Origin of the sequence: Bradyrhizobium sp. SZCCHNR1051, assembly GCF_032489615.1 — a bacterium.
In the GTDB taxonomy this organism is placed as follows: domain Bacteria; phylum Pseudomonadota; class Alphaproteobacteria; order Rhizobiales; family Xanthobacteraceae; genus Bradyrhizobium.
Window position 1 is genome coordinate 267,822 of sequence record NZ_JAUEYJ010000006.1, and the last position, 22,612, is coordinate 290,433.

Consider the following 22,612-nt stretch of genomic DNA (forward strand, 5'->3'; position numbering starts at 1 on the left):
CACGAATCAATCAACCATAACCGCTTCGGGACTCCAGCGGTAAGAGTCCAGACCGTGAACGATGGTTGCGCCTGAGGAAAATGCGTCCGTCGATCGACTCTTTCGAGTCGGAACAGTGGCAGGCCCGTAGTTCAACGGCCCGTCGAGCCGAAGCCGCCGCTGCCGCGCGCGGTGGTCGGCAAGGTTGTCGCGAGGCTGAGCTCGGCGCGTACCACGGAGGCGATCACCATCTGTGCGACGCGCTCGCCGCGGCGAATCGTAAACGGTTCGTTGCCGTGGTTGATCAGCAGCACGCAGATCTCGCCGCGGTAGTCTGCGTCCACCGTGCCCGGTGCGTTCAGCACCGTGACGCCGTGCCGCGCAGCGAGCCCCGAACGCGGCCGCACCTGGGCCTCGTAGCCGTCGGGCAGCGCGATCGACAGTCCCGTCGGCACCATCGCGTGGCTGCCTGACCCAAGGACGAGCGGCGCATCGGCCGGAACGGCGGCGAGCAGATCGAGCCCCGCGGCATGTGCGGTCTGATAGGCCGGCAGCGGCAGTCCCTCGCCATGCGGCAGGATCTGCACGTCGATCGCGATGGTCTGTGTCACGCAATGGGTCCCATGGTTCTGGCGATCTCGGCGACGAGCGCCGTCGCGACCTCGTCCTTGGTCATGATCGGCCAGGACGCGACATGGACGCCATCGGCATCCCTCGTCAAGAGATGCACGGTGTTGCGGTCGCCGCCCATCACGCCGGTCGAAGGCGAGACGTCGTTGGCGACGATCCAGTCGCAGCCCTTGCGCGCGAACTTGGCTTTGGCGTTGTCGATCAGATGTTCCGTCTCGGCGGCGAAGCCGATCACGAGTGCCGGCCGCTTCTCCTTCAGCTTCGAGATCGTGGCGAGGATGTCGGGGTTCTCGACCAGCGTCAGCGGCGGGATCGCCTTGTCCGTCTTCTTCAGCTTCTGGCCGCCCTCATTGGCGACGCGCCAGTCGGCCACCGCTGCGGCGAAGATCGCGACGTCGGCGGGCAGCTCGGCCTCGACGGCGTCGAGCATCTGCCGCGCCGATTCGACGTGGGTGACGCTGACGCCCTTGGGGTCGGCAAGCTCCACCGGTCCTGCGATCAGCCGCACGTCGGCGCCGGCGGCCTGCGCGGCGGCGGCGATCGCAAAGCCCTGCTTGCCGGAGGAGCGGTTGGCGATGTAGCGCACCGGGTCGATCGGCTCGTGGGTCGGGCCCGCGGTGATCAGCACGCGGCGGCCAGCGAGCGGGCGCGGCGTCGGCGGCTTGAGCATGGCGACGACGGCGTCCGCAATCTCGGTCGGCTCGGCCATGCGGCCGACACCGGCCTCGCCCTTCTCCGCCATCTCGCCGGCGTTCGGCCCGATCATCTGGACGCCGTCGCGCTGCAGGGTCGCGGCGTTGCGGCGCGTCGCCGGGTTGCTCCACATCATCGGGTTCATCGCTGGCGCCAGCAGGATCGGCCGGCTCGCCGCGAGCAGGATGGCGCTGGCGAGGTCGTCGGCGGCGCCGTGCGCCATCTTTGACATCAGGTCGGCGGTCGCCGGTGCCACCACGATCAGGTCGCAGTCGCGCGCGAGCCGGATATGGCCGACGTCGAACTCGCTGCGCGCGTCGAACAGATCGGTGAAGACACGATCTCCCGACAGCGCCGATGCGGCGAGCTCGGTCACGAATTGCGTTGCCGCCTTGGTCAGCACGCAGCGGACGTGGATGTGGCGCTCCTTCAGCCGCCGGATCAGGTCGAGCGATTTGTAGGCGGCGATGCCGCCGCTGATGATCAGGGTGACGCGGGCTTCGCGCACCTGGCCGGGCTGGGGGACGAGCGGGGCAGACGGGTTGGCTGGAGCTGGGGGCGCCATTGGCGGCTCGGACGGATCGACAGGCTCGATCAGCGCGCGCAGGATGACCCGGACTTCCTCCTCGACCGAGCGCCCGTTCTGCGCTGAGCGCAGGCGCAGATAAGTTTTGAGAGAGTCGTCCAGCTTGCGGATGGTCAGGCTCGCCATGACCGCCTCCCCAGCATTGTCGTTGTGAGTGCAATGCTAGCAGAAAATGACAGCAGTGCAATCAAGCCGTAGGGTGGGCAAAGCAGCAGCCGCAGGCGGCAGCGTGCCCACCGTCGATGCGCATGCATCGGTAGGACGGTGGGCACGGCGCCACTGCGATCTCGGACGCGGAAACGGTACGGCTGCGCCTTTGCCCACCCTACATCTTCGTCACAACCTGAGCACCGCGAACAGGATGCCGATGAAGGTCAGCGCGATGACCCACAGCGCGATGGCGCGCCAGCGGCTCTTCTTGCCTTCGGTGCGGCCCATGGCGGCGATGGTTTCCGGCGACAGGCGCAGGCCGTCGCGGGTCATGGTCTCCATGTGCTCCAGCACGGCGGCGGCGCGGGCGGCGAGCACGGGCAGGGTCGCGCTGAGCCGGACCAGATCGCCGACGCCGGACACGGCGCCTTCGATGCGGCCGAGCGGGCCGAGATTACGCTCGATCCATTCGCGCACCACGGGGTCGGCGACCTTCCAGATGTCGAGCTTGGGATCGAAGCCGCGCGCGACACCCTCGACCACCACCATGGTCTTCTGCAGCAGGATCAGCTCGGGCCGGGTGCGCATGTCGAACAGGCCGGTGACCTCGAGCAGCAGGGTCAGCAGCTTGGCCATCGAGATTTCTTCGGCCGTGCGGTTGTGGATCGGCTCGCCGATGGCGCGGATGGCTTGCGCGAAATTCTCCACCGAATGATGCGGCGGCACGTAGCCGGCCTCGAAATGCACCTCGGCGACGCGGCGATAGTCGCGGGTGATGAAGCCGAGCAGGATTTCGGCCAGGAAGCGCCGCTCCTTCATGCCGAGCCGGCCCATGATGCCGAAATCGACCGCGACCAGTCGTCCCTGCTGGTCCAGGAACAGGTTGCCCGGATGCATGTCGGCATGGAAGAAGCCGTCGCGCAGGGCGTGGCGCAGAAAGCTCTGGATCACCTTGCGGCCGACGTCGGGCAGATCGACATTCGCCTCCGCGAGCCGGGCGTGATCGTTCAGCGCGATGCCGTCGATCCACTCCATCGTCAGCACGGTGTTGGCGGTGCGATCCCAGTCGACCGCGGGCACGCGGAAGTCCGGATCGTCCTTGATGTTTTCCGCCATCTCCGAGAGCGCGGCGGCCTCCAGGCGAAGGTCCATCTCCATCGCGACCGAGCGCGACATCGTGTTGATGACCTCGACCAGCCGCAGCCGCCGCGCTTCCGACGAATGCGCCTCGGCCTTTTCGGCGACGAAGAAGAAATCGGAGAGGTCGCGGCGGAAGCGCGCGGCGACGTTGGGCCGAAGCACCTTCACCGCGACCGGACGACGAATGCCGTCGTGTTCGACCTCGCCGCGATGCACCTGCGCGATCGAGGCGGCGGCGACCGGCGGGCCGAGATGCGTGAACAGCTGGCTGATCGGACGTTCGAGGGCGGTGGCGATGACCGCCTCGGCCTCGGCCTGCGGGAATGGCGGCAGCCGGTCCTGCAGCGATTCGAGATCGCGCGCCATGATGACGCCGACGACATCGGGCCGGGTCGCCAGGAACTGGCCGAGCTTGAGATAGGCCGGGCCCATCCGCTCCAGCGCGCGCGACAATCTTGGTCCGGATTTGGCGCCGGGGCGCTCGACCAGCCGCGCCAGCTTGAGCGCGAGCTGGCCCGGCGGCGGCGCCAGGCTCGGATCGACAGCGCCGAACACGCCCTCGCGCGCGAACACGAAGGCGGCCCGGGCGAGCCGCGTAATGTGAGTGAGTGCGGAGATCACAAACGCCAGCCGGAATGAAGCGCGACGATGCCGCCGGAGAGAGTCTGCCAGGACACGCGGGAGAAGCCGGCCGCCGAGATCATCTCGGCGAAGGCGCTGGGGCGCGGAAACTGGCGGATCGATTCGACGAGGTAGCGGTAGGACTCGGCATCGCCGGTGACGGCGCGGCCGAGCTGCGGGATCACATTGAAGGAGAACAGGTCGTAGAGCTTGTCGAGCCCGGGCACCTCGACGGTCGAGAACTCCAGGCACAGGAAGCGGCCGCCATGCTTGAGCACGCGATGGGCTTCTGCGAGCGCCAACTCGATCTGCGGCACGTTGCGGATGCCGAACGCGATCGTATAGGCGTCGAAGGAGCGGTCGGGGAAGGCGAGCTTCTCGGCATTGCCCTCGACGAACGAGACCTTGTCGTCGAGATATTGCTTCAGCGCCCGTTGGCGCCCGACCTCGAGCATGTCGATGTTGATGTCGCACACGGTGGCATGGAAGCCGGCGCCGGCCTTCCGGGCGGCGCGGAAGGAGATGTCGCCGGTGCCGCCGGCGACGTCGAGCAGCGCGAACGGCGCATCGCTCTTCGGCGGGTTGAGCGTGTTGATCATGATGTCCTTCCAGACGCGGTGCAGTCCGCCCGACATCAGGTCGTTCATCAGGTCATAGCGCGAGGCCACGCTGTGAAACACGTCGTTCACCAGCGTCTGCTTCTCGCCCAGAGGCACATCCCTGAAGCCGAAATGAGTGGTTTGGTCCGGCTGATCCATCACCCTTACTCCGATACAGCACCATAGCGCCGATGCGGCCAAGGCGCTATCACGTCAGCCGGACAAGGTGAATGGTCGCGGATGCAAAAGGTGAAATGAACAGGAATGCCTGAGCTGCCCGAAGTCGAGACCGTCCGGCGCGGGCTGCAGCCGGTCATGGAAGGCGCGGTCATCGTCAAGGCCGAGGCCCGGCGTGGTGACCTGCGGTTTCCGTTCCAGCCCGATTTTGCGAAGCGCCTGCAGGGCCAGACCGTCAGGGGTCTCGGCCGGCGCGCCAAATATCTGCTGGCCGACCTCGGCTCCGGCGACGTGCTGCTGATGCATCTGGGCATGTCCGGCTCGTTCCGGGTGATCAAGCCGGAGCACGAGGAGACGCCGGGCGAGTTTCACACTCCGCGCGGCAAGGACAGCGTGCACGACCATGTCGTGTTTCACATGTCGTCAGGTGCCGACATCGTATTCAACGATCCGCGCCGCTTCGGTTTCATGAAGATCATAGGCCGCGGCGAGATCGAGACCGAGCCGCATCTGAAGGATCTCGGGCCCGAGCCGCTCGGCAATGAATTCGATGCCGCGATGCTGGCGCGCGCCTGCGCCAACAAGAAGACCAGCCTGAAGGCGGCGCTGCTCGACCAGCGCGTCGTCGCCGGGCTCGGCAACATCTATGTCTGCGAGGCGCTGTTCCGCGCGCACCTGTCGCCGCGGCGGCTGGCGGCGACGCTCGCCACGAAGAAGGGCGAGCCCACCGATCACGCCGGGCGTCTGGTGGAAGCGATCCACACCGTGCTCAACGAGGCGATCCGCGCCGGCGGCTCATCGCTGCGCGATCACCGCCAGACATCAGGCGAGCTCGGCTATTTCCAGCATTCGTTCCAGGTCTATGACCGCGAAGGCGAGCCGTGCCGGACGGATGGCTGCAGCGGCGTGGTGAAGCGCTTCGTGCAGAACGGACGCTCGACCTTCTGGTGTCCGAAGTGCCAGAAGTGATGTAGCAGCCGACGCGCCGGCGCACGGCCGGCTGCGCGGGTCCGCTTGTGACGGACGAGGGTGGGCGTATACTGCGGCCATGGCTGTCAGCTCGCCCGATCTGAAAGCATTCCTGCTCGCGACGCCGTTCTTTGGCGGCCTGCCCGACGCGAGCCTCGATCTGCTGGTCTCGATGCTGGTGGAGCGCCGCTTCGACAGGGGCGCCGTGGTCGTCGCCGAAGGCGAGGCGGGCCGCTCGATGTTCGTCGTGCACAGCGGCACGCTGGAGGTGAGCGAGCGCCTGGAGACGGGCATTGCGATCCATATGTCGCGTCTCGAGCCTGGCGATTTCTTCGGCGAGATGACCTTGCTCGAAATGCAGAACAGGTCGGCCACGGTGGTCGCGGAGACGCCGACCATCTTGTATGAGCTGACGGCACAGAATCTCTACGCCTTCTACAAGGCCGACATCCAGGCCTATGTGATCGTGATGCAAAACATCAATCGCGAGCTGTGCCGCCGACTACGTCGCGCCGATGCGCGGATCAAGGCGCTGGAGACGGGCGCGCGGTCGTCGGGTTTCTGAACCTCTCCCAGCCTTGCGGGGAGAGGGAGCGCACCGCCCGCGCCGTGAAAGCTCAGAGCAAATTCCAACTACAACCCAGCCTTCCAGTTGATGCCGTTGTCGGCCCAGGTCGGATAGGCCCGCGCCACCGGCACCTTGGCCTCCTCGACCTGCGGCGTCAGCATGATCGGGAATTCGACCTCGGCGTGCTCGCTCGCGTCCTTCAGCTCGCCCGCGTCGTGCATGACGTGGTCGCCGGCGAGCTTGCCCGCGGTCCAGCGCCACAGGCTGCGAATCTCCTGCGCCGACTTGCCGGCCGCGTCGAACTCGCTGACGCCGAGACCGGCGGCGAGCGCGTCCTGGTGGTCGTTGCGCATCATGATGAAGGGTTGCGCCAGCACCTCGGCGATGTCGCGTGGAGCGTCGGCGTCGAGCGCGGTCGTCGCGTCGGTGACGCGGTGGCCGCCGCGGATCGGGGCCTGGTTGAGCACGAAGGCGAACGGCTTGCGCCAGGCTTTGACGACGCTGAGCGTCGGTGCCGTCGCCTCGATGTCGGCGACGCTCGGCCGCGCCGGAATGAGGCACAGATCGCAGTGGCGGATCGCGGCCGTCGTGGATGCCGTGATGCCGGCCCCGGTGTCGATCACGCAGAGGGTGACGCCATCGCGCTCCAGCGCTTCGAGCCGCGGCTCGATCGTCTTGGCATCGTAGACGGCTTCGACGATCGGCTCGCCCGCGGCGCGGCGCGCCTGCCATTTCGTGAGCGTGCCCTGACGGTCGGTTTCGATCACGCGCACCTTGTGGCCGGCCTGCTGGGCCGCCACGGCCAGACCAATCGCCAGCGTGCTCTTGCCGCTGCCGCCCTTCTGCGTGGCCAAAACGATCGTGTACATCGGGAGACAGTCCTTCGGATGTTGACGGAACTTATGAGAACGCCAAAGCTGAGTGCATCGCGATCGCGGTGCAGAGCTATTCTCGCTCAGGACAGTCCCGGCCCGATCCAACTCATGAAGAGCGATCGCGGTGGTCCGAATCAGCACGCCGACAAAACTGTTCGAACCATCTCACGCTCGGCCTGTGCCTGCACAGACCGGTTGACTACGGCGGGAGCCGTTCCGAGTTGATAGCAAGGTGCTAGGAAGTTGAGTGGCAGCGAGCCGCGGGCAAGCGATCGGCATCGCCGAGCATCATCCCATGCAGTCGCGATGCTGCACGTCCGATCCCCGCCGGCCGCCGTTGGGCCCTTAATTTTTTCTAAAACGACATGCTTAACATTGCGTAAACGCTGCCGCGCCGCAGTGCGCAGCGGCATGATTGCGATGCCGAACCGGTTTGGCGCAGGCTTTACTTCCGCACGCAGATCACGCGCACCGTCGCCGCCTTGGCGTCGAGCGAGGTTCCGTCGGGCTTGACGCCATGCGTGGCGAGAAAGGCGCGCGTCGCATCGGCGCTCACCATCACGACCTGTGTGGACGGGATGAGCGCCGTGCCGGCCATGATTCCTGGCTTGAGCAGGGTGACGCCGGCGAACTTGCCATCGCCGTCGAGCGCCGCCGCGCCGGAGAAGCCGAGGCCCGGCGCCGGCGCCAGCGAGGCGTCACCCGCGCCGTTGGCGGCGAGCTGGGCCTTGACGGTGCTGATCGCGGCACCGCCGCCCTGGCTCTGCGGATCGGCGATGCCGACGATGTCGACCGACGATTTCGCATGGCCGCCCGACAGCGCCAGCGGCTTCAGGCCGCGCGCGCCGTAGATGCGCAGTAGCGCGAGCCCGCGCTCCTTGTCCTCGGCGACGCGCTCGGCATGGCCGAAGCCGGGAACGGTGATCGCGACGCAGCTGTCGGTGACCTCGCGATCGGCGATGATGGCGCCGTCCTGGCTCGCGATGATGCCGGTGCCGTAATCGACGCTGCGCCGTGGCGCGGGCTGCGCGGCCAATGTCGACGGAAACGCGGTGAACGCGCTCGACATCGCGATCACGACCGGCGCGACCGTGTTCTCGGTGGCCTGGTCGTAGAGGATGCTCAGGATACGCACCTCGTCGCCCCGAAAGGTGCCGCGGATGTAGAACTTCTTCAGGTTCTGCAGCCCGGACAGCACGAAGAAGTCGGGCTTCACCACGGTGTAGTCGACGGTGCGGCCGGGCTCCTTCTTCTCGCGGTCGGCGAGCGCCGCGGTGGTCGGGTTGGCTTCCTTGCGGCGTGACAGCGCGACCTGCACGGTGCCGGTGGGCGAGGTCCATTTCGAGCCGGTGCCGTCGCTGGTCTGTTGCGGCACCAGCTTGGTGGGAATGCCGAGCCGCGCGCCGCTGACCGGTTCGGTCACGAGCTTCCAGCCGACGCCCTCCTGCTTGCGGCGCGCGGTGTCGGCGAGCACGGCGCGCTCCTGCGGGTTCAACACGCCGGTCGGCTTGCCGCCGGCGAGCTTCTGGTACTCCTTGATCGCGTTGACCATGCGCTCGCTGACGTCGCCGGTGATCGCGCCATTGTACTGGCCGACCCAGGCGAGATCGGATTGCAGCGCGAGCCGCTCGGCCTGGCTCATCGCATTGGCGGTGTCGGCGGGAGCCTGCACGCCCGGGCGCACCGGCTGGGTCGCGACCGGCTTGGGCTTGGCGCCCGGCAACGCGCCCTGCGGCGTCTGGGCCTGCGCCGATGCGCACGCGGCGATGGCGCAGATGAAGGTTGCCGAGGCCAGCCGTCTCATGACAAATCCCGATGCTCTTGCCGCTGACATAAATAAGCACATCTGCTTGGTCGGTCACAATCCGGCGAGGGTTCAGTGCGGAGATCCGCCGTCTTCGCTACGGGCCGACAATGGGCTGACAGCGGTGCGGCAGCGGAAGGACGGTGCAACGATGCTGAGCGACGAAGAACTGGAGCGCTATGCCCGTCACATCGTGCTGCGCGACGTCGGCGGTCCCGGTCAGGCGGCGCTGAAGCGCGCCGCGGTGCTGGTGGTCGGCGCAGGCGGCCTCGGCGCGCCGGCGCTGATGTATCTCGCCGCTGCCGGCGTCGGCACGATCGGCGTCGTCGACGATGACGTGGTGTCGCTGTCGAATTTGCAGCGCCAGGTCATCCATGCGACCCCCGACATCGGCAGACCCAAGGTCGAGAGCGCCGCCGAGCGCATCAACGCGCTCAATCCGCATGTGAGCGTCATGGCGCATCGGACCTGGCTCAATGCCGACAACGCGCTCGATCTGATCGGCGCTTATGATCTCGTGCTCGACGGCTCCGACAATTTCGACACCCGCTATCTCGTCTCCGATGCCTGCTTCCTGGCCGCGCGGCCGCTGATCACCGGCGCGCTCGGCACCTTCGATGCGTCGCTGACGACGATCCGGGCGCATGAGCGGGATGAGAAGGGCCAGTTTAATCCGACCTATCGCTGCCTGTTCCCGGAGCCGCCGCCACCCGGCACCGTCCCGGCCTGCGCCGAGGCTGGCGTGATGGGGGCGCTCGCCGGCATGCTGGGGTCGATGATGGCGCTGGAGGCGATCCGCGAGATCGTCGGCTTCGGCGAGGGCCTGGTCGGCCGGCTGCTGATGCTGGACGCGCGGACGATGCGCTTCGAGACCCTGCGCTATGGCCGCGATCCGACGAATCCGCTGAACGGGGATGGGCCGGTGATTGCGGATTTGGGTGCGCATCAGAAGCCGTAATGCGGTGAGAACCGCGCCAAGTCCTCCGTTGTCGTCCCGGACAAGCCCGGCGACGCGAGAGCGTCGGCGGGCGCCGATCCGGAACCCATAGCCACCGCATTCGGTGATATGCGCGGAACGTGCGGCCTGCCTGTTTCAGATATCACGCGGTATGGGTCCCCGCGTTCGCGGGGACGACACATGTGATGAGGTGCCGGGCTTGACACCCACTCCGCTGCCGTCGTGGACAAGGTGCAGCGCGATCGCGTCGGGGACACCGACTAAGAGGCTGGCGGATCGATCGGCCTACAGCATGCTCGGCAGCACGCGGTCCGGCGGGCGGTGGTTGTCGAGGAAGGTCTTGATGTTGATGATGACCTTCTCGCCCATCTCGACGCGGCCCTCGATGGTGGCCGAGCCCATGTGCGGCAGCAGCGTCACCTTGCCGGCCTTGGCGAGGCGGACCAGGCGCGGATTGACCGCGGGCTCGTGCTCGAACACGTCGAGACCGGCGCCGGCGATGTCGCCGGCCTCGATCTGCCGCGTCAGCGTCTCCTCGTCGATCACCTCGCCGCGCGCGGTGTTGACGATGTAGGCGTCCTTGCGGATCAGCTTCAGCCGACGCGCCGATAAGAGATGGAACGTCGCCGGCGTGTGCGGGCAGTTCACCGAGATGATGTCCATCCGCGCCAGCATCTGGTCGAGGCTTTCCCAGTAGGTGGCGCCGAGCTCGTCGGCGATCACCGGGGCGACCGGGCGGCGGTTGTGATAGTGGATCTGCAGGCCGAAGGCGCGGGCGCGCCGCGCCACGGCCTGGCCGATGCGGCCCATGCCGATGATGCCCAACCGCTTGCCGCCGATGCGGTGGCCGAGCATCCAGGTCGGCGACCAGCCCGCCCAGTTCTTGCCCTCGGTCAGGATCGAGGCGCCCTCGATCAGCCGCCGCGGCACCGCGAGGATCAGCGCCATGGTCATGTCGGCGGTGTCCTCGGTGAGGACCTTCGGCGTGTTGGTGACGGTGATGCCGCGCGCCACCGCCGCCGCAACGTCGATATTGTCGACGCCGTTGCCGAAGTTGGCGATCATGCGCAGCTTGCAATCGGGCTGATTGAGAATGTCGGCGCTGATGTGGTCGGTGACGGTCGGAACCAGCACCTCGGCGGTGCGCACGGCGTCGGCGAGCTGTTCCTGGCTCAACGGCTCGTCGTCGAGATTGAGCCTGGCGTCGAACAGCTCGCGCATGCGGGTCTCGACCGAGTCCGGCAGCTTGCGTGTCACCACGACGAGGGGCTTTTTCCTACCTGACATGTGCTGCTCTCATGAGATCCTTCAGACCTCATTAACCGGGTTCGCCGAAACTACCGTCGTCGCCTGAGAGCGGCGCTTCCCTGGACTGGTCGTGTCGGATCTCGCAGGTGGGCCGATCCGTTCCTGACAGGGCTTCGCGAGCGATTCTCAGGCGCTTCCTGGCCGCTTGTGTTCGGTCCTGTCTAGCAGAAGGCCGGGCCAAGACAAGAAGCCAACGGCGGGTCGGGACTGGCGCTTTCGGCAAGCCCTCTCTGTGCACGAAGGGGGGCAGCCGGGCAGTTCGATGGGGATCGGGCGAAGGATCGCAACGCAATCCGCTTTGATGGGAGCGCGCGTCGGTCCTTTCGAGGGAGAGTGAGTTGAGTAATTTGACGTTGTGGCGTTTCGGTGCAGTCGTGGTGCTGCTGGTCTGTCTGTTCGACGTTGCCGTCGGCAGAGGGGGCGTTGCGGCGAAGGACTCCGTTCTCACCACCAGTGGCCTGCCGGTGCCGCGCTATGTCAGCCTGAAGTCGGATCATGTGAACGTTCGCGCCGGTCCGACCAAGGACAACGACGTGGCTTGGGTCTATACGCGCTCCGGCCTGCCGGTCGAGATCACCGCGGAATATGAGAACTGGCGCCGCGTGCGCGATTCCGAGGGCTCGGAGGGGTGGGTCTATCACTCGTTGCTGTCGGGGCGCCGCACGGCGGTGGTCACGATGAAGAACAAGGACGATCTCGCCCCGATCTATGAGAGCGCCGACGCGGCGAGCGCGGTCACGGCGCGGCTGCAGGCCGGCGTCGTCGCGCAGGTGAAGAAATGCGGCAATGGCTGGTGCCGCGTGCTCGGCAATGGTTTCGAAGGCTGGATCCAGCAGCAGCGGCTGTGGGGCGTCTACGCCGACGAACAGGTCAATTGAAGGCCCAGGTCCGCGCAATGCGCTGACCTCTATCCTGACGCGCTCCCGACACAAAAATGCCCGCAGCGGGCGCGGGCATGATGCCTCGATGAAGATGTTCCGGAGGCTCAGCGCTTCTTGCGCAGCCGGACGACCATATCGATCCGGGCGATCTCGTAACCTTCGGGCGCCTCCGGCAGCTTCGACAACGCCAGATGCTGGTCAGGGATATCGACCAGCTCGTGGTTGTTCTCGAGATAGAAGTGATGGTGGGCCGTGACGTTGGTATCGAAATAGGTCTTGGTGCCGTCGACGCTGACCTGACGCAACAGGCCGGCATCGGTCAGCTGGTTCAACGTATTATAGACCGTGGCGAGCGAGACCGGAACCTTGGCCAGCGTCGCTTCCTCGTAGAGCATTTCCGCCGTCAGATGCCGCGCACCCTTGCCGAACAACAGCCAGCCAAGGGCCATGCGCTGGCGGGTCGGACGCAGCCCGGCCGCCTGCAGCATCTCGTTGACGTCGTGCCATGGGCAGCCGTTGAGCGCTGGCTGCCGGCCGTTCCCGAGATCCGGGCTGCCGCGGTCATGACCACTCATCGAGGCGTTGTTGCTGACATCCACTTCAAGCACCGCACAATTCGCTCTCATCTATAACCGATATAGGAAGAAACCCATTCAGATGCAAGCTTATCGCAACTAACGTATCTAGAACGCCCCTAAACTGCATTTACCGCCCGGTTCGGGCGCGGGCCCCGGTGCCGCGTCGATTTACCTGGATACGCGCATTGACGCCGCAATCCTCTATGTTAGAGAGCGCCCGGACCCGATTGCCCTGCCATGGTGAGCGCCGGCGGCCGTGATGGCCATGTGCGCGAATCCAGGCGTCGTTAGGCCCGCCGCTGACAACGGTCATGTTCGCCAGGTGCGATGGCCCAGCCTTCGTGCCGACGCGATGACCGGCCAGCGCGGCGCGGAGGGGGGGCGGCGCGCGGGAACGGTCCATGTCGCGCGGCACAAATTCCACCGGGGATCGTTGAGAAAGGCCACCAAGCATGCTGGATCGGCGCAGCGCATATGAATACGAGGACCTGCTGGCCTGCGGCCGCGGGGAGCTGTTCGGCCCCGGCAATGCGCAACTGCCGCTGCCGCCGATGCTGATGTTCGATCGGATCGTCGAGATCTCCGAGACCGGCGGCGAGTTCGGCAAGGGTGTCGTCCGCGCCGAGCTCGACGTGAAGCCGGATCTCTGGTTCTTCGGCTGCCATTTCAAGAATGATCCGGTGATGCCGGGCTGTCTCGGCCTCGATGCGATGTGGCAGATGGTGGGCTTCTACCTCGGCTGGACCGGCGGCGCCGGGCGCGGCCGTGCGCTGGGCCTCGGCGATCTCAAGTTCTCCGGCCAGGTTCTGCCGACCGCGCGCAAGGTTGTGTACAATGTCGACATCAAGCGCGTGATGCGCTCAAAGCTGGTGCTCGGTATTGCCGACGGGTGGCTTTCGATGGATGGCGAGATTATCTATCGCGCCAAGGACCTGAAGGTCGGCCTGTTCAAGCAGGACGCCGCGCCGACTTGAACCAGCGGGCTGCGACCACAGACAGTGCAGCAGGCGCGGCTGCAACAGAACACACGAGCAAAGTGAGGCGGACATCATGAGGCGGGTTGTCATCACGGGCATGGGCATCGTCTCATCGATCGGCAACAACACCCAGGAGGTGCTCGCCAGCCTGTACGAGGCGAAGTCCGGCATCTCCCGTGCTGAGAAATATGCCGAGCTTGGTTTTCGTTCGCAGGTGCAAGGTGCGCCGACGCTGAATCCCGCCGACGTGGTCGACCGCCGCGCCATGCGCTTCCTCGGCGAGGGGGCGGCGTGGAATCATGTCGCCATGGAGCAGGCGATCCTCGATTCCGGGCTGGAGCCGACCGACGTCTCCAACGTCCGCACCGGCATCATCATGGGCTCAGGCGGGCCATCGACGCGCACGCTGGTGGAAGCGGCCGACATCACCCGCACCAAGGGCCCGAAGCGTGTCGGTCCGTTCGCCGTGCCGAAGGCGATGTCGTCGACGGCCTCGGCGACGCTGGCGACCTGGTTCAAGATCAAGGGCGTCAACTACTCGATCTCCTCGGCCTGTGCGACCTCCAATCATTGCATCGGCAATTCCTACGAGATGATCCAGTACGGTAAGCAGGACGTGATGTTCGCCGGCGGCTGCGAGGAGCTCGACTGGACGCTGTCGGTGCTGTTCGACGCGATGGGCGCGATGTCGTCCAAGCACAACGACACGCCGGCGACCGCGTCGCGGCCCTATGACGTCACGCGCGACGGCTTCGTGATCGCCGGCGGCGCTGGCGTCCTCGTGCTGGAAGAGCTCGAGCACGCCAAAGCGCGCGGCGCCAAGATCTACGGCGAGATCGTGGGCTACGGCGCGACGTCCGACGGCTACGACATGGTTGCGCCTTCCGGCGAGGGTGCCGAGCGCTGCATGCAGCTCGCGCTGTCGACCGTGAAGACCAAGATCGACTACATCAATCCGCATGCGACCTCGACACCCGCCGGAGATCCGCCGGAGATCGAGGCGATCCGGAAAGTGTTCGGCCGCGGCGAGAAATGTCCGCCGATCGCCGCGACCAAGGCGCTGACCGGCCACTCGCTCGGCGCCACCGGCGTCCAGGAAGCGATCTATTCGCTGCTGATGATGAAGAACGGCTTCATCTGCGAGAGCGCCAACATCACCGAGCTCGATCCCGCCTTTGCCGACATGCCGATCGTGCGCAAGCGCATCGATAACGCCAAGCTCGGCACCGTGCTGTCGAACTCGTTCGGCTTCGGCGGCACCAACGCGACGCTGGTGTTCAAGCAGCTCGACGCTTAAGATTTCCAACAGCACTGGTTTCGTCGGCATCATGGCCGGGCAGCAGCGCGAAGCTCATTCTTCGCACCGATGTCCGGCCATTGGCGTCTCGAAGGCGGAGCGATCATCCTGGCTGGGCCGATCCCGGCATGACGAAGGAGAGACATCATGCAGGGTCTGATGGCAGGCAAGCGCGGCCTGGTCATGGGCATCGCCAACGACCATTCGATCGCCTGGGGCATCGCCAAGACGCTGGCTGCGCATGGCGCCGAGATGGCCTTCACCTATCAGGGCGACGCGCTCGGCAAGCGCGTCCGTCCGCTCGCCGACGAGCTCGGCGTCAAGCACGTGCTGTCCTGCGACGTCGAGGACATTGCCAGCGTCGACAGTGTATTCACGGCGCTTCGCGAGGCCTGGGGCGGGCTCGACTTCGTCGTCCACGCCGTCGCCTTCTCCGACAAGAACGAGCTCAAGGGCCGCTATGCCGACACCTCGCGCGAGAATTTTGCGCGCACGATGCTGATCTCCTGCTTCTCCTTCACCGAGATCGCCAAGCGCGCCGCCGAGCTGATGCCGGAGAGCGGCGGCAGCATGATCACCTTGACCTTCGACGGCTCCAACCGGGTGATGCCGAACTACAACGTGATGGGCGTCGCCAAGGCCGCGTTGGAAGCCTCGGTGCGCTATCTCGCCGCCGACTACGGCCGCCGCAGCATCCGTGTCAACGCGATCTCGGCCGGACCGGTGCGCACGCTGGCGGGCTCGGGCATCGGCGATGCCCGCTTCATGTTCGCGTTCCAGCAGAAGCACTCGCCGCTCGGCCGCGGCGTGACCCTGGAGGAGCTTGGCGGCTCGGCGCTCTATCTGCTGTCGGAGCTGTCCGGTGGCGTCACCGGCGAGATCCACTACGTCGATTCCGGCTACAACGTGATCTCGATGCCGCGCCCCGAGGATCTCAAGGCGGACTGACCTCCGCGCGTATCGGCGGTATCAGGGGAACGCGAGACTCCGTCCCCCGATCGACCCAAATTTTCCCAGTTGAAGACAATGTTCCTGAACGGCTAATCAGGAAGCATTGGCGCAACTCGTGTTGGTTGTTGCGACGACGCTGCGATGCATCATGACCGGTGCATCGGCCGCTTCCGTCAGCCAGCCGCTCGCGCCGGCAGCAAGACAAGTCGTGGGGGCGATTGATGCTGCGTTCGAAGGCCCATGTCATCGCTCTCTGCGCGATGACCGGCATTGCGCTTGCGGCAGGGAGCGCCGGGCCGGCGCAGGCGCAATCGAGCGTCTGGGACTCCACGATCTCCAACACCAGCTGGTATGTGCCGACGGCGCAACTTCTCGCGTACATGTCGCCGAAGACGGGCTTCTCCAACCCAATCCCGATCGGTGACCAGACGTTGTGGACATTGGGCACCGCGACCAACGGTGCCTTCACCGGCACCAGCGTCGCGCAGCTCAGGATCGGGCTGGCGCTGCTGACGGACACCTCGACCATCCAGGGCTTCGTCACCACCAGCGGCCAGATCACCATGCTGTTCACGCCGACCGGCGGTGGCACTGCGACCGTCGGACTCGGCTATATGCGCAACGTCAACGGCGTGACCGGCATGGAAATGCAGATGATCACCGGCGACAGCCTGCTGGTGACGCATTGGGCCTACATGCTGCCCTATGATCCCGCGACCTTCACGCCGCCGCCGTCGGCACCGGTGCCGGCCAACTCCGTGCCGCAATGGGCGTGGACCGCCGGCACGCCTTGGCGGATCGTCAGTCCGACATTGTTCGGCACGCAGGCGCCGGGCCGTTTCGTCATCACGAGCTATCAGAACGGCTATTTCTGGGGTGCGGGTGTCGCACCGCCCGGCAGCACCGCGGCGGGCTTCACGCTGCTCGGCTCGGTGACTCCCGAGGGCAGCGTGCTGTTCAACACCCTCTCGCGCGGCACCCTGACCAGCCTCTATGGCACGGCGAGCGGCAACGCCGCAGGCGCGCAGATGCTGGTGTCGACCTACGACCTCACCGGAAACCTGACCGGGGGACTGGCGACGATGTCGCTGATCCAGCCTTATGCGGATACGCTGCGGTCTGCGGGCGGCCGCGTCGGACTGGAGGCGGCTGACGTGCTGTACCGACTGTCGATGACGCCGGCCGGCTGGACCGGATCGATGGTCTCAGGCTTTGCCGCACTCGACAATCTCGACGGACCTTCTCTCGGCGCTGCCGTGAAGCAGACGTTGCCGGTGTTGACCGGGGCGGCCTCGCAGGCGACCCATGTCGGCCAGCAGGCGTTCCGGCAGACGATGACCAACAGGCTCGACGATGTCAGCAGCATCGGCTGGGCCGCTGGTCGCAATGTCTGGATGCAGCCTCTCGGCGGCACCGCGCAGCAAACGGGGCGCGATGGCGTTCCCGGCTATGATGCCACCGGCGGCGGTCTGGCGTTCGGCGCCGACGTCGCGGTCTCGTCCCGCGCCATCATTGGCGGCGTTCTCGGTTATTCTCATCACACGATCACCGGAAGCGACGCCGCCGTGCCGAACCGCCTCGGTCTCGCCTCCTATCAGCTCGGGCTCTATGGAGCCTACGCGATCACCCGAGATGTCCTCTTCGACTATCAGCTCGATGGCGGATCGACCGATAACGGCGAAAACAGGTCGCTAAGCTTCATGGGCGCATCCGCCGGCGGCAGCTATCGCTCCTACAGCGGCCATGCCGGCGCAGGCATCAAGACGCGGATTCCGCTGCAGGACGGATTCGCGCTCGTTCCAGCACTGCACCTGGACTACGGCACGGTTCGCAGCAATTCCTACAGCGAGAACGGTGCCGGCGGCTTCAGCCTCAACGTCGATCCTCAGATCTATCAGGAGCTCGTGACGACGGCGCAGCTGAAAGCTGTCTACGCGCCCATCAGGCAGATTCGTCTGACCAGCGATATCGGCGTCGGCTACAACGCGCTGAATCAGCCGCTGCAGATCCGCGCGGCGTTCTCGGGCGGCGGCGAGAGCTTCGTCACCCACGGCCTCGGCCTGTCGCCATGGATCTATTCGGCGGGCCTTGGTCTTGTGGCCGCCGGCAACGACCGGCTCGACCTCAGCATCCGCTATGGCATCAACGCGACATCGTCCGGTCTCGTCCAGCAGTCGGGCCACGCGGTGCTGAAGATCAGGCTGTGACGCGCCGAACTCGTCGTTCTATTCGCGCCCGAAATAGGCCGGCAAGCGCTGGTCGAGCCGGAACTTGAGCATCGAACGCGCCATGTCGCGCAGCACGTTGTTGTTCGCAGCCTCCGGCGGCGAGGCGGGGAATGCGGAGTTGTCGACGTCCCCGGCGTGAGATGGCGGTCCGACGCCGGACGTCAGCCGTGAGAGCAGCGATCTGGAGCTCGTGGCTGGCTCGCGCGTCTCGAACGTCGCCCCGTCGTAGAGCTGGATATCGAGCATGATGAAGACGTGGCTGATCCGGCCAAATCCCTCGCCCCTGTTGATGACACCGACGCCGGTGACCTCGTCGTTTGTCGAGGGTTCGCTGTCGGTCCGGCGGGTGATCACGAGGTAGCGAGCGCAACCCGCCGTGCCGGCCACCTTCCTGACGATGGGCGTGAGCTTCCCGTTCTCAGCCTTGATTGGGGGCGACTGATAGAACGGATCGAATGCTCCCTTGGGGACGCCAATGCGGCGGATTCCGGCATCACCCGCGGCTGCCTTCACACGGGCGTAGACGATGTCGTCGAAGCCCCAGGGCACCGGCACTTCGGCGTACTCGTTGCCCAGGCGGGTCATGCCGTTCTTCTGCACCGTGAAGACATCGCCGAGCGCGGCGATCACCCCGACCTCGCACGGTCCGCCCTCGCGGTGGGCCGTCGTCGGCTTGGCGGCCTTGGCATTGCTGCCTGCTGGCTTCGCGGGCTTGGCATTCAGCGGCGCCGGGGCCGATTGCGCCAGGGCATTGGTGGAGGACCAGAGCATGGCAATGATGAGCGCAGCAAATCGGCGAGAGATGGTCACTGGGAGAACTCGTCGCAGGGAGGAAAAGGATCAAGCCAAGGGAGCTCGAAGAGAGTTCGTTCGAGTCGTCCGAAGTCTGCGCCCGCATCATTCGATCTTCAGATAGCTCGGCAGGTCGCGATCGAGCTTCGCCGCGACCAGGGTGCGCAGCCGCTCGCGCAGGACGGTGCTGGAGGCCGCAGCCGCGAGAGGCTCGGGGAAGTCGGCATTGTCGAGCTTGTTGAGAGGGTCTTCGGTGAGCCTCATGGTCTCGGCAAGCCTGGCGCCGGTGTCGGCCGAGAACGAGCTGATCTTCTCGTAGGACTGGCCGTCGATGAGCGTGATGTTGACGTTCGCAAACAGATGCGAGTGCCTGAGGATCGATCCGACCCCCTGATTGTAGGCGCCGATGCCTCTGAGCCTCAGGGTGGTGTTGGGAATGGTCGTCTCGAACCTGGTGACGACGAGATAGCGCGCGCAGCTCGCATTCGTCGTGACGTTGCGCACGATCGCGGTCAGGCTCTCCTTCGGATCGGGCAGGAAGCGCGATGTCGGGTGGTAGTAGACCTCGAACGCGCCTTTCGGATAGCCGATCCTGCGCACGGTCGGGTCGCCGCCGGTAGCCGCGCGCACGCGCGCCATGGCGAGGTCGTCCAGTCCCCATCCCGGCAACGTGACTTCGTCCTCTTCGGTTTCAAACACGGTGAGACCGAACTTGCTGACGGCGAGCTGGTCGCCGAGTGCGGAAATGACGCCAAGACGGCACGGACCGCTTTCGATGGCGCCTGGTTTCGCCATCGGCTTTGTCTTTCCGGAGGGTTTCTTGGCTGCGGGCGCGGCCTTGGACGCCGTTGTTGACGGAGCCTGGGCCCAAGCCCCGGTTGCGAAGGCAGCGGCGAGGGCGACGAGCGCAAGGCGGCGGATCGACAGGAGCGGCACGGACATGGGTACGGTTCGAGAATGCGAGGTCGTCGCGAACTCGAACTTAGTTCGCCTGCGAAGGCGCACGCAATGGTTTCCGGTCGCCACGCGTAAGATTTGCGCTTGCACGCCCTGCGATCAGGAGCCTGCCGCCTGACCGTCACGCTTCCATCGATAATATTTCATGATCCGGCCGTGCAGCGGGTCAGCTTCCTCCTTTTCCAGCACGAAGCCCTCGCGCTCATACCAGCGCCAAGCCTTGTCATTGCCCTTTGCGCAGCGCAGCCACACTTCGTCCGGCAGCAGCTCGCGGGTGAAGGTGAGCAGCCGGCGGCCGAGCGATCGGCCCTGATGGGACGGGGCGATCATCAGCTGGTCGAGATAGAGCGTGGGGATGTTGATCGCGAGCATCGCCGCGAGGCCGCCGCGGTCGTCGGCGACATACAGGCTCCAACCGCCAGCGACTTCACGCGGCACGCGCTCCCTGAGGAGCGCGAGCAGCCTCTCGCTCGGGGTCTCCAATCCGGTCGAGCACCAGCTTTCCATCCAGAGGCTGGCGACGGCGTCGTATTCGTCCGGGCGGGCAGGGCGGATGATAGGATGGAGCATGTGTGGTGACCTGAAGCGAGGTGACGGCTTGGCCTCTGCATCCGCAGCCGTGACCTGGGACGCGTGAGGGTGCGCGACCAATAGGACAACAAAAAAGGGCGGCCCGAAAGCCGCCCTTTGTATTTCATTCGAAGGGACGCCGGCTTTACTCGCCAGCGGCCTCGCGCGCCTCGGCGGGCGTGTCCTTCTGCTTGGCCTCGAGATCCTCGCCAGTGGTCTGGTCGACCGCCTTCATCGACAGCCTCGTCTTGCCGCGGTCGTCGAAGCCGAGCAGCTTGACCTTGACCTTGTCGCCTTCCTTGACGACGTCGGAGGTCTTCTGCACGCGCTTGTCGGCGAGCTGCGAGATGTGCACGAGGCCGTCGCGGGTGCCGAAGAAGTTCACGAAGGCACCGAACTCCATCACCTTGACGACGGTGCCGTCATAGACCTGGCCGACCTCCGGATCGGAGGCGATCGACTTGATCCACTTGATGGCGGCCTTCATCGCCTCGCCGTCGTTGGAGGCGACCTTGACGGTGCCGTCGTCCTCGATGTTGACCTTAGCGCCGGTCTTCTCGACGATCTCGCGGATCACCTTGCCGCCGGTGCCGATCACTTCGCGGATCTTGTCGGTCGGGATCTTGAAGGTCTCGATGCGCGGCGCGTATTCGCCGAGCTCGGCGCGCGCGGCGGTCAGCGCCTTGGACATCTCGCCCAGGATGTGGATGCGGCCGTCGCGGGCCTGGCCCAGCGCAACCCGCATGATCTCCTCGGTGATGCCCTCGATCTTGATATCCATCTGCAGCGAGGTGATGCCGCTCTCGGTGCCCGCGACCTTGAAGTCCATGTCGCCGAGATGGTCCTCGTCGCCGAGGATGTCGGAGAGAACCGCATAGCGGCTGCCTTCGAGGATCAGGCCCATCGCGATGCCCGCGGTCGGCCGCTTCAGCGGCACACCGGCATCCATCAGCGCCAGCGACGAGCCGCAGACGGTGGCCATCGACGACGAGCCATTCGACTCCGTCACCTCCGACACCACGCGCGTGGTGTAGGGGAACTCGTGGTGCGGCGGCAGCACCGGGTGGATGGCGCGCCAGGCGAGCTTGCCGTGGCCGATCTCGCGACGCTTGGTGCCGCCGAGACGGCCGGTCTCACCGACGGAGTAGGGAGGGAAGTTGTAGTGCAGCAGGAACGTCTCTTTGTACGTTCCCGACAGCGCGTCGATGTACTGCTCGTCCTCGCCGGTGCCGAGCGTGGTCACGACCAGCGCCTGGGTCTCACCGCGGGTGAACAGCGCCGAGCCGTGAGCGCGCGGCAGCACGCCGACTTCGCAGACGATGTTGCGCACGGTCTTGGCGTCGCGGCCGTCGATGCGCTTGCCGGTGTCCAGGATGTTCCAGCGAACGATCTTGGCTTCCAGCTCCTTGAACACGCCGGAGAGGCGGAGCTTGTCGTATTTCGGCTCCTGCCCTTCGGGGAAGAAGTGCGCCATCACCTTTTCCTTGACGGCGCCGACGGCGGCGTAGCGCTCCTGCTTCACGGGAATCGCATAGGCCTTGCGCAGGTCCTGCTCGGCGATCCCAAGCATCTCCTTCTCGATCGCGCCGTTGTCGATGATCGCGACGTCGCGCGGCTCCTTGGCGGCCTTCTCGGCGAGCTCGATGATCGCATTGATCACCGGCTGGAAGTGACGGTGACCGAACATCACCGCGCCGAGCATGATGTCCTCGTTGAGCTCCTTGGCCTCCGATTCCACCATCAGCACGGCGTCCGAGGTGCCGGCGACGACCAGGTCGAGCTGGGTGTCGGCCATCTCGTCGAGGGTGGGATTGAGGATGTATTCGTCATTGGCGAAGCCGACGCGGGCGGCGCCGATCGGGCCCTTGAACGGCACGCCCGACAGCGTCAGCGCGGCCGACGCGCCGACCAGCGCCACGATGTCCGGATCGTTCTCCATGTCGTGCGACAGCACGGTCACGATGACCTGGGTCTCGTTGCGCCAGGCGTCGACGAACAGCGGGCGGATCGGGCGGTCGATCAGGCGGGAGACCAGCGTCTCCTTCTCGGTCGGACGGCCCTCGCGCTTGAAATAGCCGCCGGGAATGCGCCCCGCAGCGTAGGTCTTTTCCTGGTAGTCGACCGTCAGCGGCAGGAAGTCGACGCCTTCGCGCGGCGCCTTGGCGGCGACGACGGTGGCGAGCACGACGGTCTCGCCATAAGTGGCGACGACGGCGCCGTCCGCCTGGCGGGCGATCTTGCCGGTTTCAAGCTTGAGCGGACGCCCGCCCCAGTCGATCTCGACGGAATGCTTGGTAAACATGGGTATCTTCTTTCATGAGATG

Annotated in this window: 20 protein-coding genes; 8 read left to right on the forward strand and 12 right to left on the reverse strand. The window is 66.0% G+C overall.

Annotated features, from left to right (window positions below; all coding sequences use genetic code 11):
* Positions 1–131 precede the first annotated feature (131 nt).
* The 4 genes from dut to ubiE form a co-directional block, all read right to left on the reverse strand.
* Positions 132–590: a dUTP diphosphatase gene (dut, locus tag QW868_RS09720; RefSeq protein WP_315797170.1), complete on the reverse strand. Its 459-nt coding sequence runs from the start codon at positions 588–590 to the stop codon at positions 132–134.
* On the reverse strand, positions 587–2,014 hold the full coding sequence (coaBC, locus tag QW868_RS09725) for a bifunctional phosphopantothenoylcysteine decarboxylase/phosphopantothenate--cysteine ligase CoaBC (protein ID WP_315735628.1): 1,428 nt from the start codon (positions 2,012–2,014) through the stop codon (positions 587–589). Before coaBC ends, dut begins: the two co-directional genes overlap by 4 nt.
* 210 nt (positions 2,015–2,224) lie before the next feature.
* Complete coding sequence (ubiB, locus tag QW868_RS09730) at positions 2,225–3,799, reverse strand: 2-polyprenylphenol 6-hydroxylase (protein WP_315758143.1); 1,575 nt, start codon at positions 3,797–3,799, stop codon at positions 2,225–2,227.
* On the reverse strand, positions 3,796–4,557 hold the full coding sequence (gene ubiE, locus QW868_RS09735) for a bifunctional demethylmenaquinone methyltransferase/2-methoxy-6-polyprenyl-1,4-benzoquinol methylase UbiE (protein ID WP_315812186.1): 762 nt from the start codon (positions 4,555–4,557) through the stop codon (positions 3,796–3,798). The genes ubiB and ubiE overlap by 4 nt, the downstream gene beginning before the upstream one ends.
* A gap of 105 nt (positions 4,558–4,662) precedes the next feature.
* Here ubiE and mutM point away from each other — a divergent pair, with 105 nt between their 5' ends.
* Both mutM and QW868_RS09745 read left to right on the forward strand, forming a co-directional pair.
* Positions 4,663–5,544: a bifunctional DNA-formamidopyrimidine glycosylase/DNA-(apurinic or apyrimidinic site) lyase gene (gene mutM / locus QW868_RS09740; RefSeq protein WP_316230423.1), complete on the forward strand. Its 882-nt coding sequence runs from the start codon at positions 4,663–4,665 to the stop codon at positions 5,542–5,544.
* A 79-nt stretch (positions 5,545–5,623) separates the two neighbouring features.
* A complete protein-coding gene (locus tag QW868_RS09745; protein WP_316230424.1) occupies positions 5,624–6,109 on the forward strand; it encodes a cyclic nucleotide-binding domain-containing protein in 486 nt (161 codons plus the stop codon).
* Positions 6,110–6,177: 68 nt separating this feature from the next.
* On the opposite strand, the gene QW868_RS09750 is transcribed toward QW868_RS09745, so the two are convergent.
* Both QW868_RS09750 and QW868_RS09755 read right to left on the reverse strand, forming a co-directional pair.
* Positions 6,178–6,981 (reverse strand): ParA family protein, encoded by an 804-nt coding sequence (locus QW868_RS09750; RefSeq protein WP_316230425.1) that lies wholly within the window; start codon positions 6,979–6,981, stop codon positions 6,178–6,180.
* A gap of 451 nt (positions 6,982–7,432) precedes the next feature.
* The gene (locus tag QW868_RS09755; protein ID WP_316230426.1) at positions 7,433–8,791 is read right to left on the reverse strand and encodes a peptidoglycan-binding protein; all 1,359 of its coding nucleotides are present in this window, start codon (positions 8,789–8,791) and stop codon (positions 7,433–7,435) included.
* Between the two features lie 151 nt (positions 8,792–8,942).
* Between QW868_RS09755 and QW868_RS09760 the strand changes: the two genes are divergently transcribed.
* Positions 8,943–9,749 carry a molybdopterin-synthase adenylyltransferase MoeB gene (locus QW868_RS09760; RefSeq protein ID WP_315775821.1) on the forward strand — a complete coding sequence of 269 codons (807 nt, stop codon included), beginning with the start codon at positions 8,943–8,945 and terminating at the stop codon, positions 9,747–9,749.
* 285 nt (positions 9,750–10,034) lie between these two features.
* Here QW868_RS09760 and QW868_RS09765 read toward each other — a convergent pair whose 3' ends face one another.
* Positions 10,035–11,036 (reverse strand): D-glycerate dehydrogenase, encoded by a 1,002-nt coding sequence (locus QW868_RS09765; protein ID WP_315735614.1) that lies wholly within the window; start codon positions 11,034–11,036, stop codon positions 10,035–10,037.
* Between the two features lie 413 nt (positions 11,037–11,449).
* On the opposite strand from QW868_RS09765, the gene QW868_RS09770 reads away from it, so the two are divergent.
* Positions 11,450–11,935: an SH3 domain-containing protein gene (locus QW868_RS09770; protein WP_409997689.1), complete on the forward strand. Its 486-nt coding sequence runs from the start codon at positions 11,450–11,452 to the stop codon at positions 11,933–11,935.
* A gap of 107 nt (positions 11,936–12,042) precedes the next feature.
* On the opposite strand, the gene irrA is transcribed toward QW868_RS09770, so the two are convergent.
* Positions 12,043–12,513, reverse strand: coding sequence for an iron response transcriptional regulator IrrA (gene irrA, locus QW868_RS09775; protein ID WP_315758200.1), 471 nt, complete (start codon positions 12,511–12,513; stop codon positions 12,043–12,045).
* A 455-nt stretch (positions 12,514–12,968) separates the two neighbouring features.
* Between irrA and fabA the strand changes: the two genes are divergently transcribed.
* From fabA to QW868_RS09795, 4 genes are all read left to right on the forward strand, one after another.
* The gene (fabA, locus tag QW868_RS09780) at positions 12,969–13,490 is read left to right on the forward strand and encodes a 3-hydroxyacyl-[acyl-carrier-protein] dehydratase FabA (protein ID WP_315735612.1); all 522 of its coding nucleotides are present in this window, start codon (positions 12,969–12,971) and stop codon (positions 13,488–13,490) included.
* A 76-nt stretch (positions 13,491–13,566) separates the two neighbouring features.
* Positions 13,567–14,790, forward strand: coding sequence for a beta-ketoacyl-ACP synthase I (gene fabB / locus QW868_RS09785; protein WP_315735610.1), 1,224 nt, complete (start codon positions 13,567–13,569; stop codon positions 14,788–14,790).
* Between the two features lie 147 nt (positions 14,791–14,937).
* Positions 14,938–15,738 carry an enoyl-ACP reductase FabI gene (gene fabI, locus QW868_RS09790; protein WP_315735608.1) on the forward strand — a complete coding sequence of 267 codons (801 nt, stop codon included), beginning with the start codon at positions 14,938–14,940 and terminating at the stop codon, positions 15,736–15,738.
* A 224-nt stretch (positions 15,739–15,962) separates the two neighbouring features.
* Positions 15,963–17,948 carry an autotransporter outer membrane beta-barrel domain-containing protein gene (locus QW868_RS09795; protein ID WP_316230427.1) on the forward strand — a complete coding sequence of 662 codons (1,986 nt, stop codon included), beginning with the start codon at positions 15,963–15,965 and terminating at the stop codon, positions 17,946–17,948.
* A gap of 18 nt (positions 17,949–17,966) precedes the next feature.
* Here the strand turns inward: QW868_RS09795 and QW868_RS09800 are convergent, their stop codons facing one another.
* The 4 genes from QW868_RS09800 to pnp form a co-directional block, all read right to left on the reverse strand.
* Positions 17,967–18,599 (reverse strand): hypothetical protein, encoded by a 633-nt coding sequence (locus QW868_RS09800; RefSeq protein ID WP_316230428.1) that lies wholly within the window; start codon positions 18,597–18,599, stop codon positions 17,967–17,969.
* A gap of 267 nt (positions 18,600–18,866) precedes the next feature.
* On the reverse strand, positions 18,867–19,556 hold the full coding sequence (locus QW868_RS09805) for a hypothetical protein (protein WP_315784417.1): 690 nt from the start codon (positions 19,554–19,556) through the stop codon (positions 18,867–18,869).
* Between the two features lie 261 nt (positions 19,557–19,817).
* The gene (locus tag QW868_RS09810) at positions 19,818–20,288 is read right to left on the reverse strand and encodes a GNAT family N-acetyltransferase (protein ID WP_316230429.1); all 471 of its coding nucleotides are present in this window, start codon (positions 20,286–20,288) and stop codon (positions 19,818–19,820) included.
* Positions 20,289–20,433: 145 nt separating this feature from the next.
* The gene (pnp, locus tag QW868_RS09815; RefSeq protein WP_315735603.1) at positions 20,434–22,590 is read right to left on the reverse strand and encodes a polyribonucleotide nucleotidyltransferase; all 2,157 of its coding nucleotides are present in this window, start codon (positions 22,588–22,590) and stop codon (positions 20,434–20,436) included.
* Between the last annotated feature and the right edge of the window lie 22 nt (positions 22,591–22,612).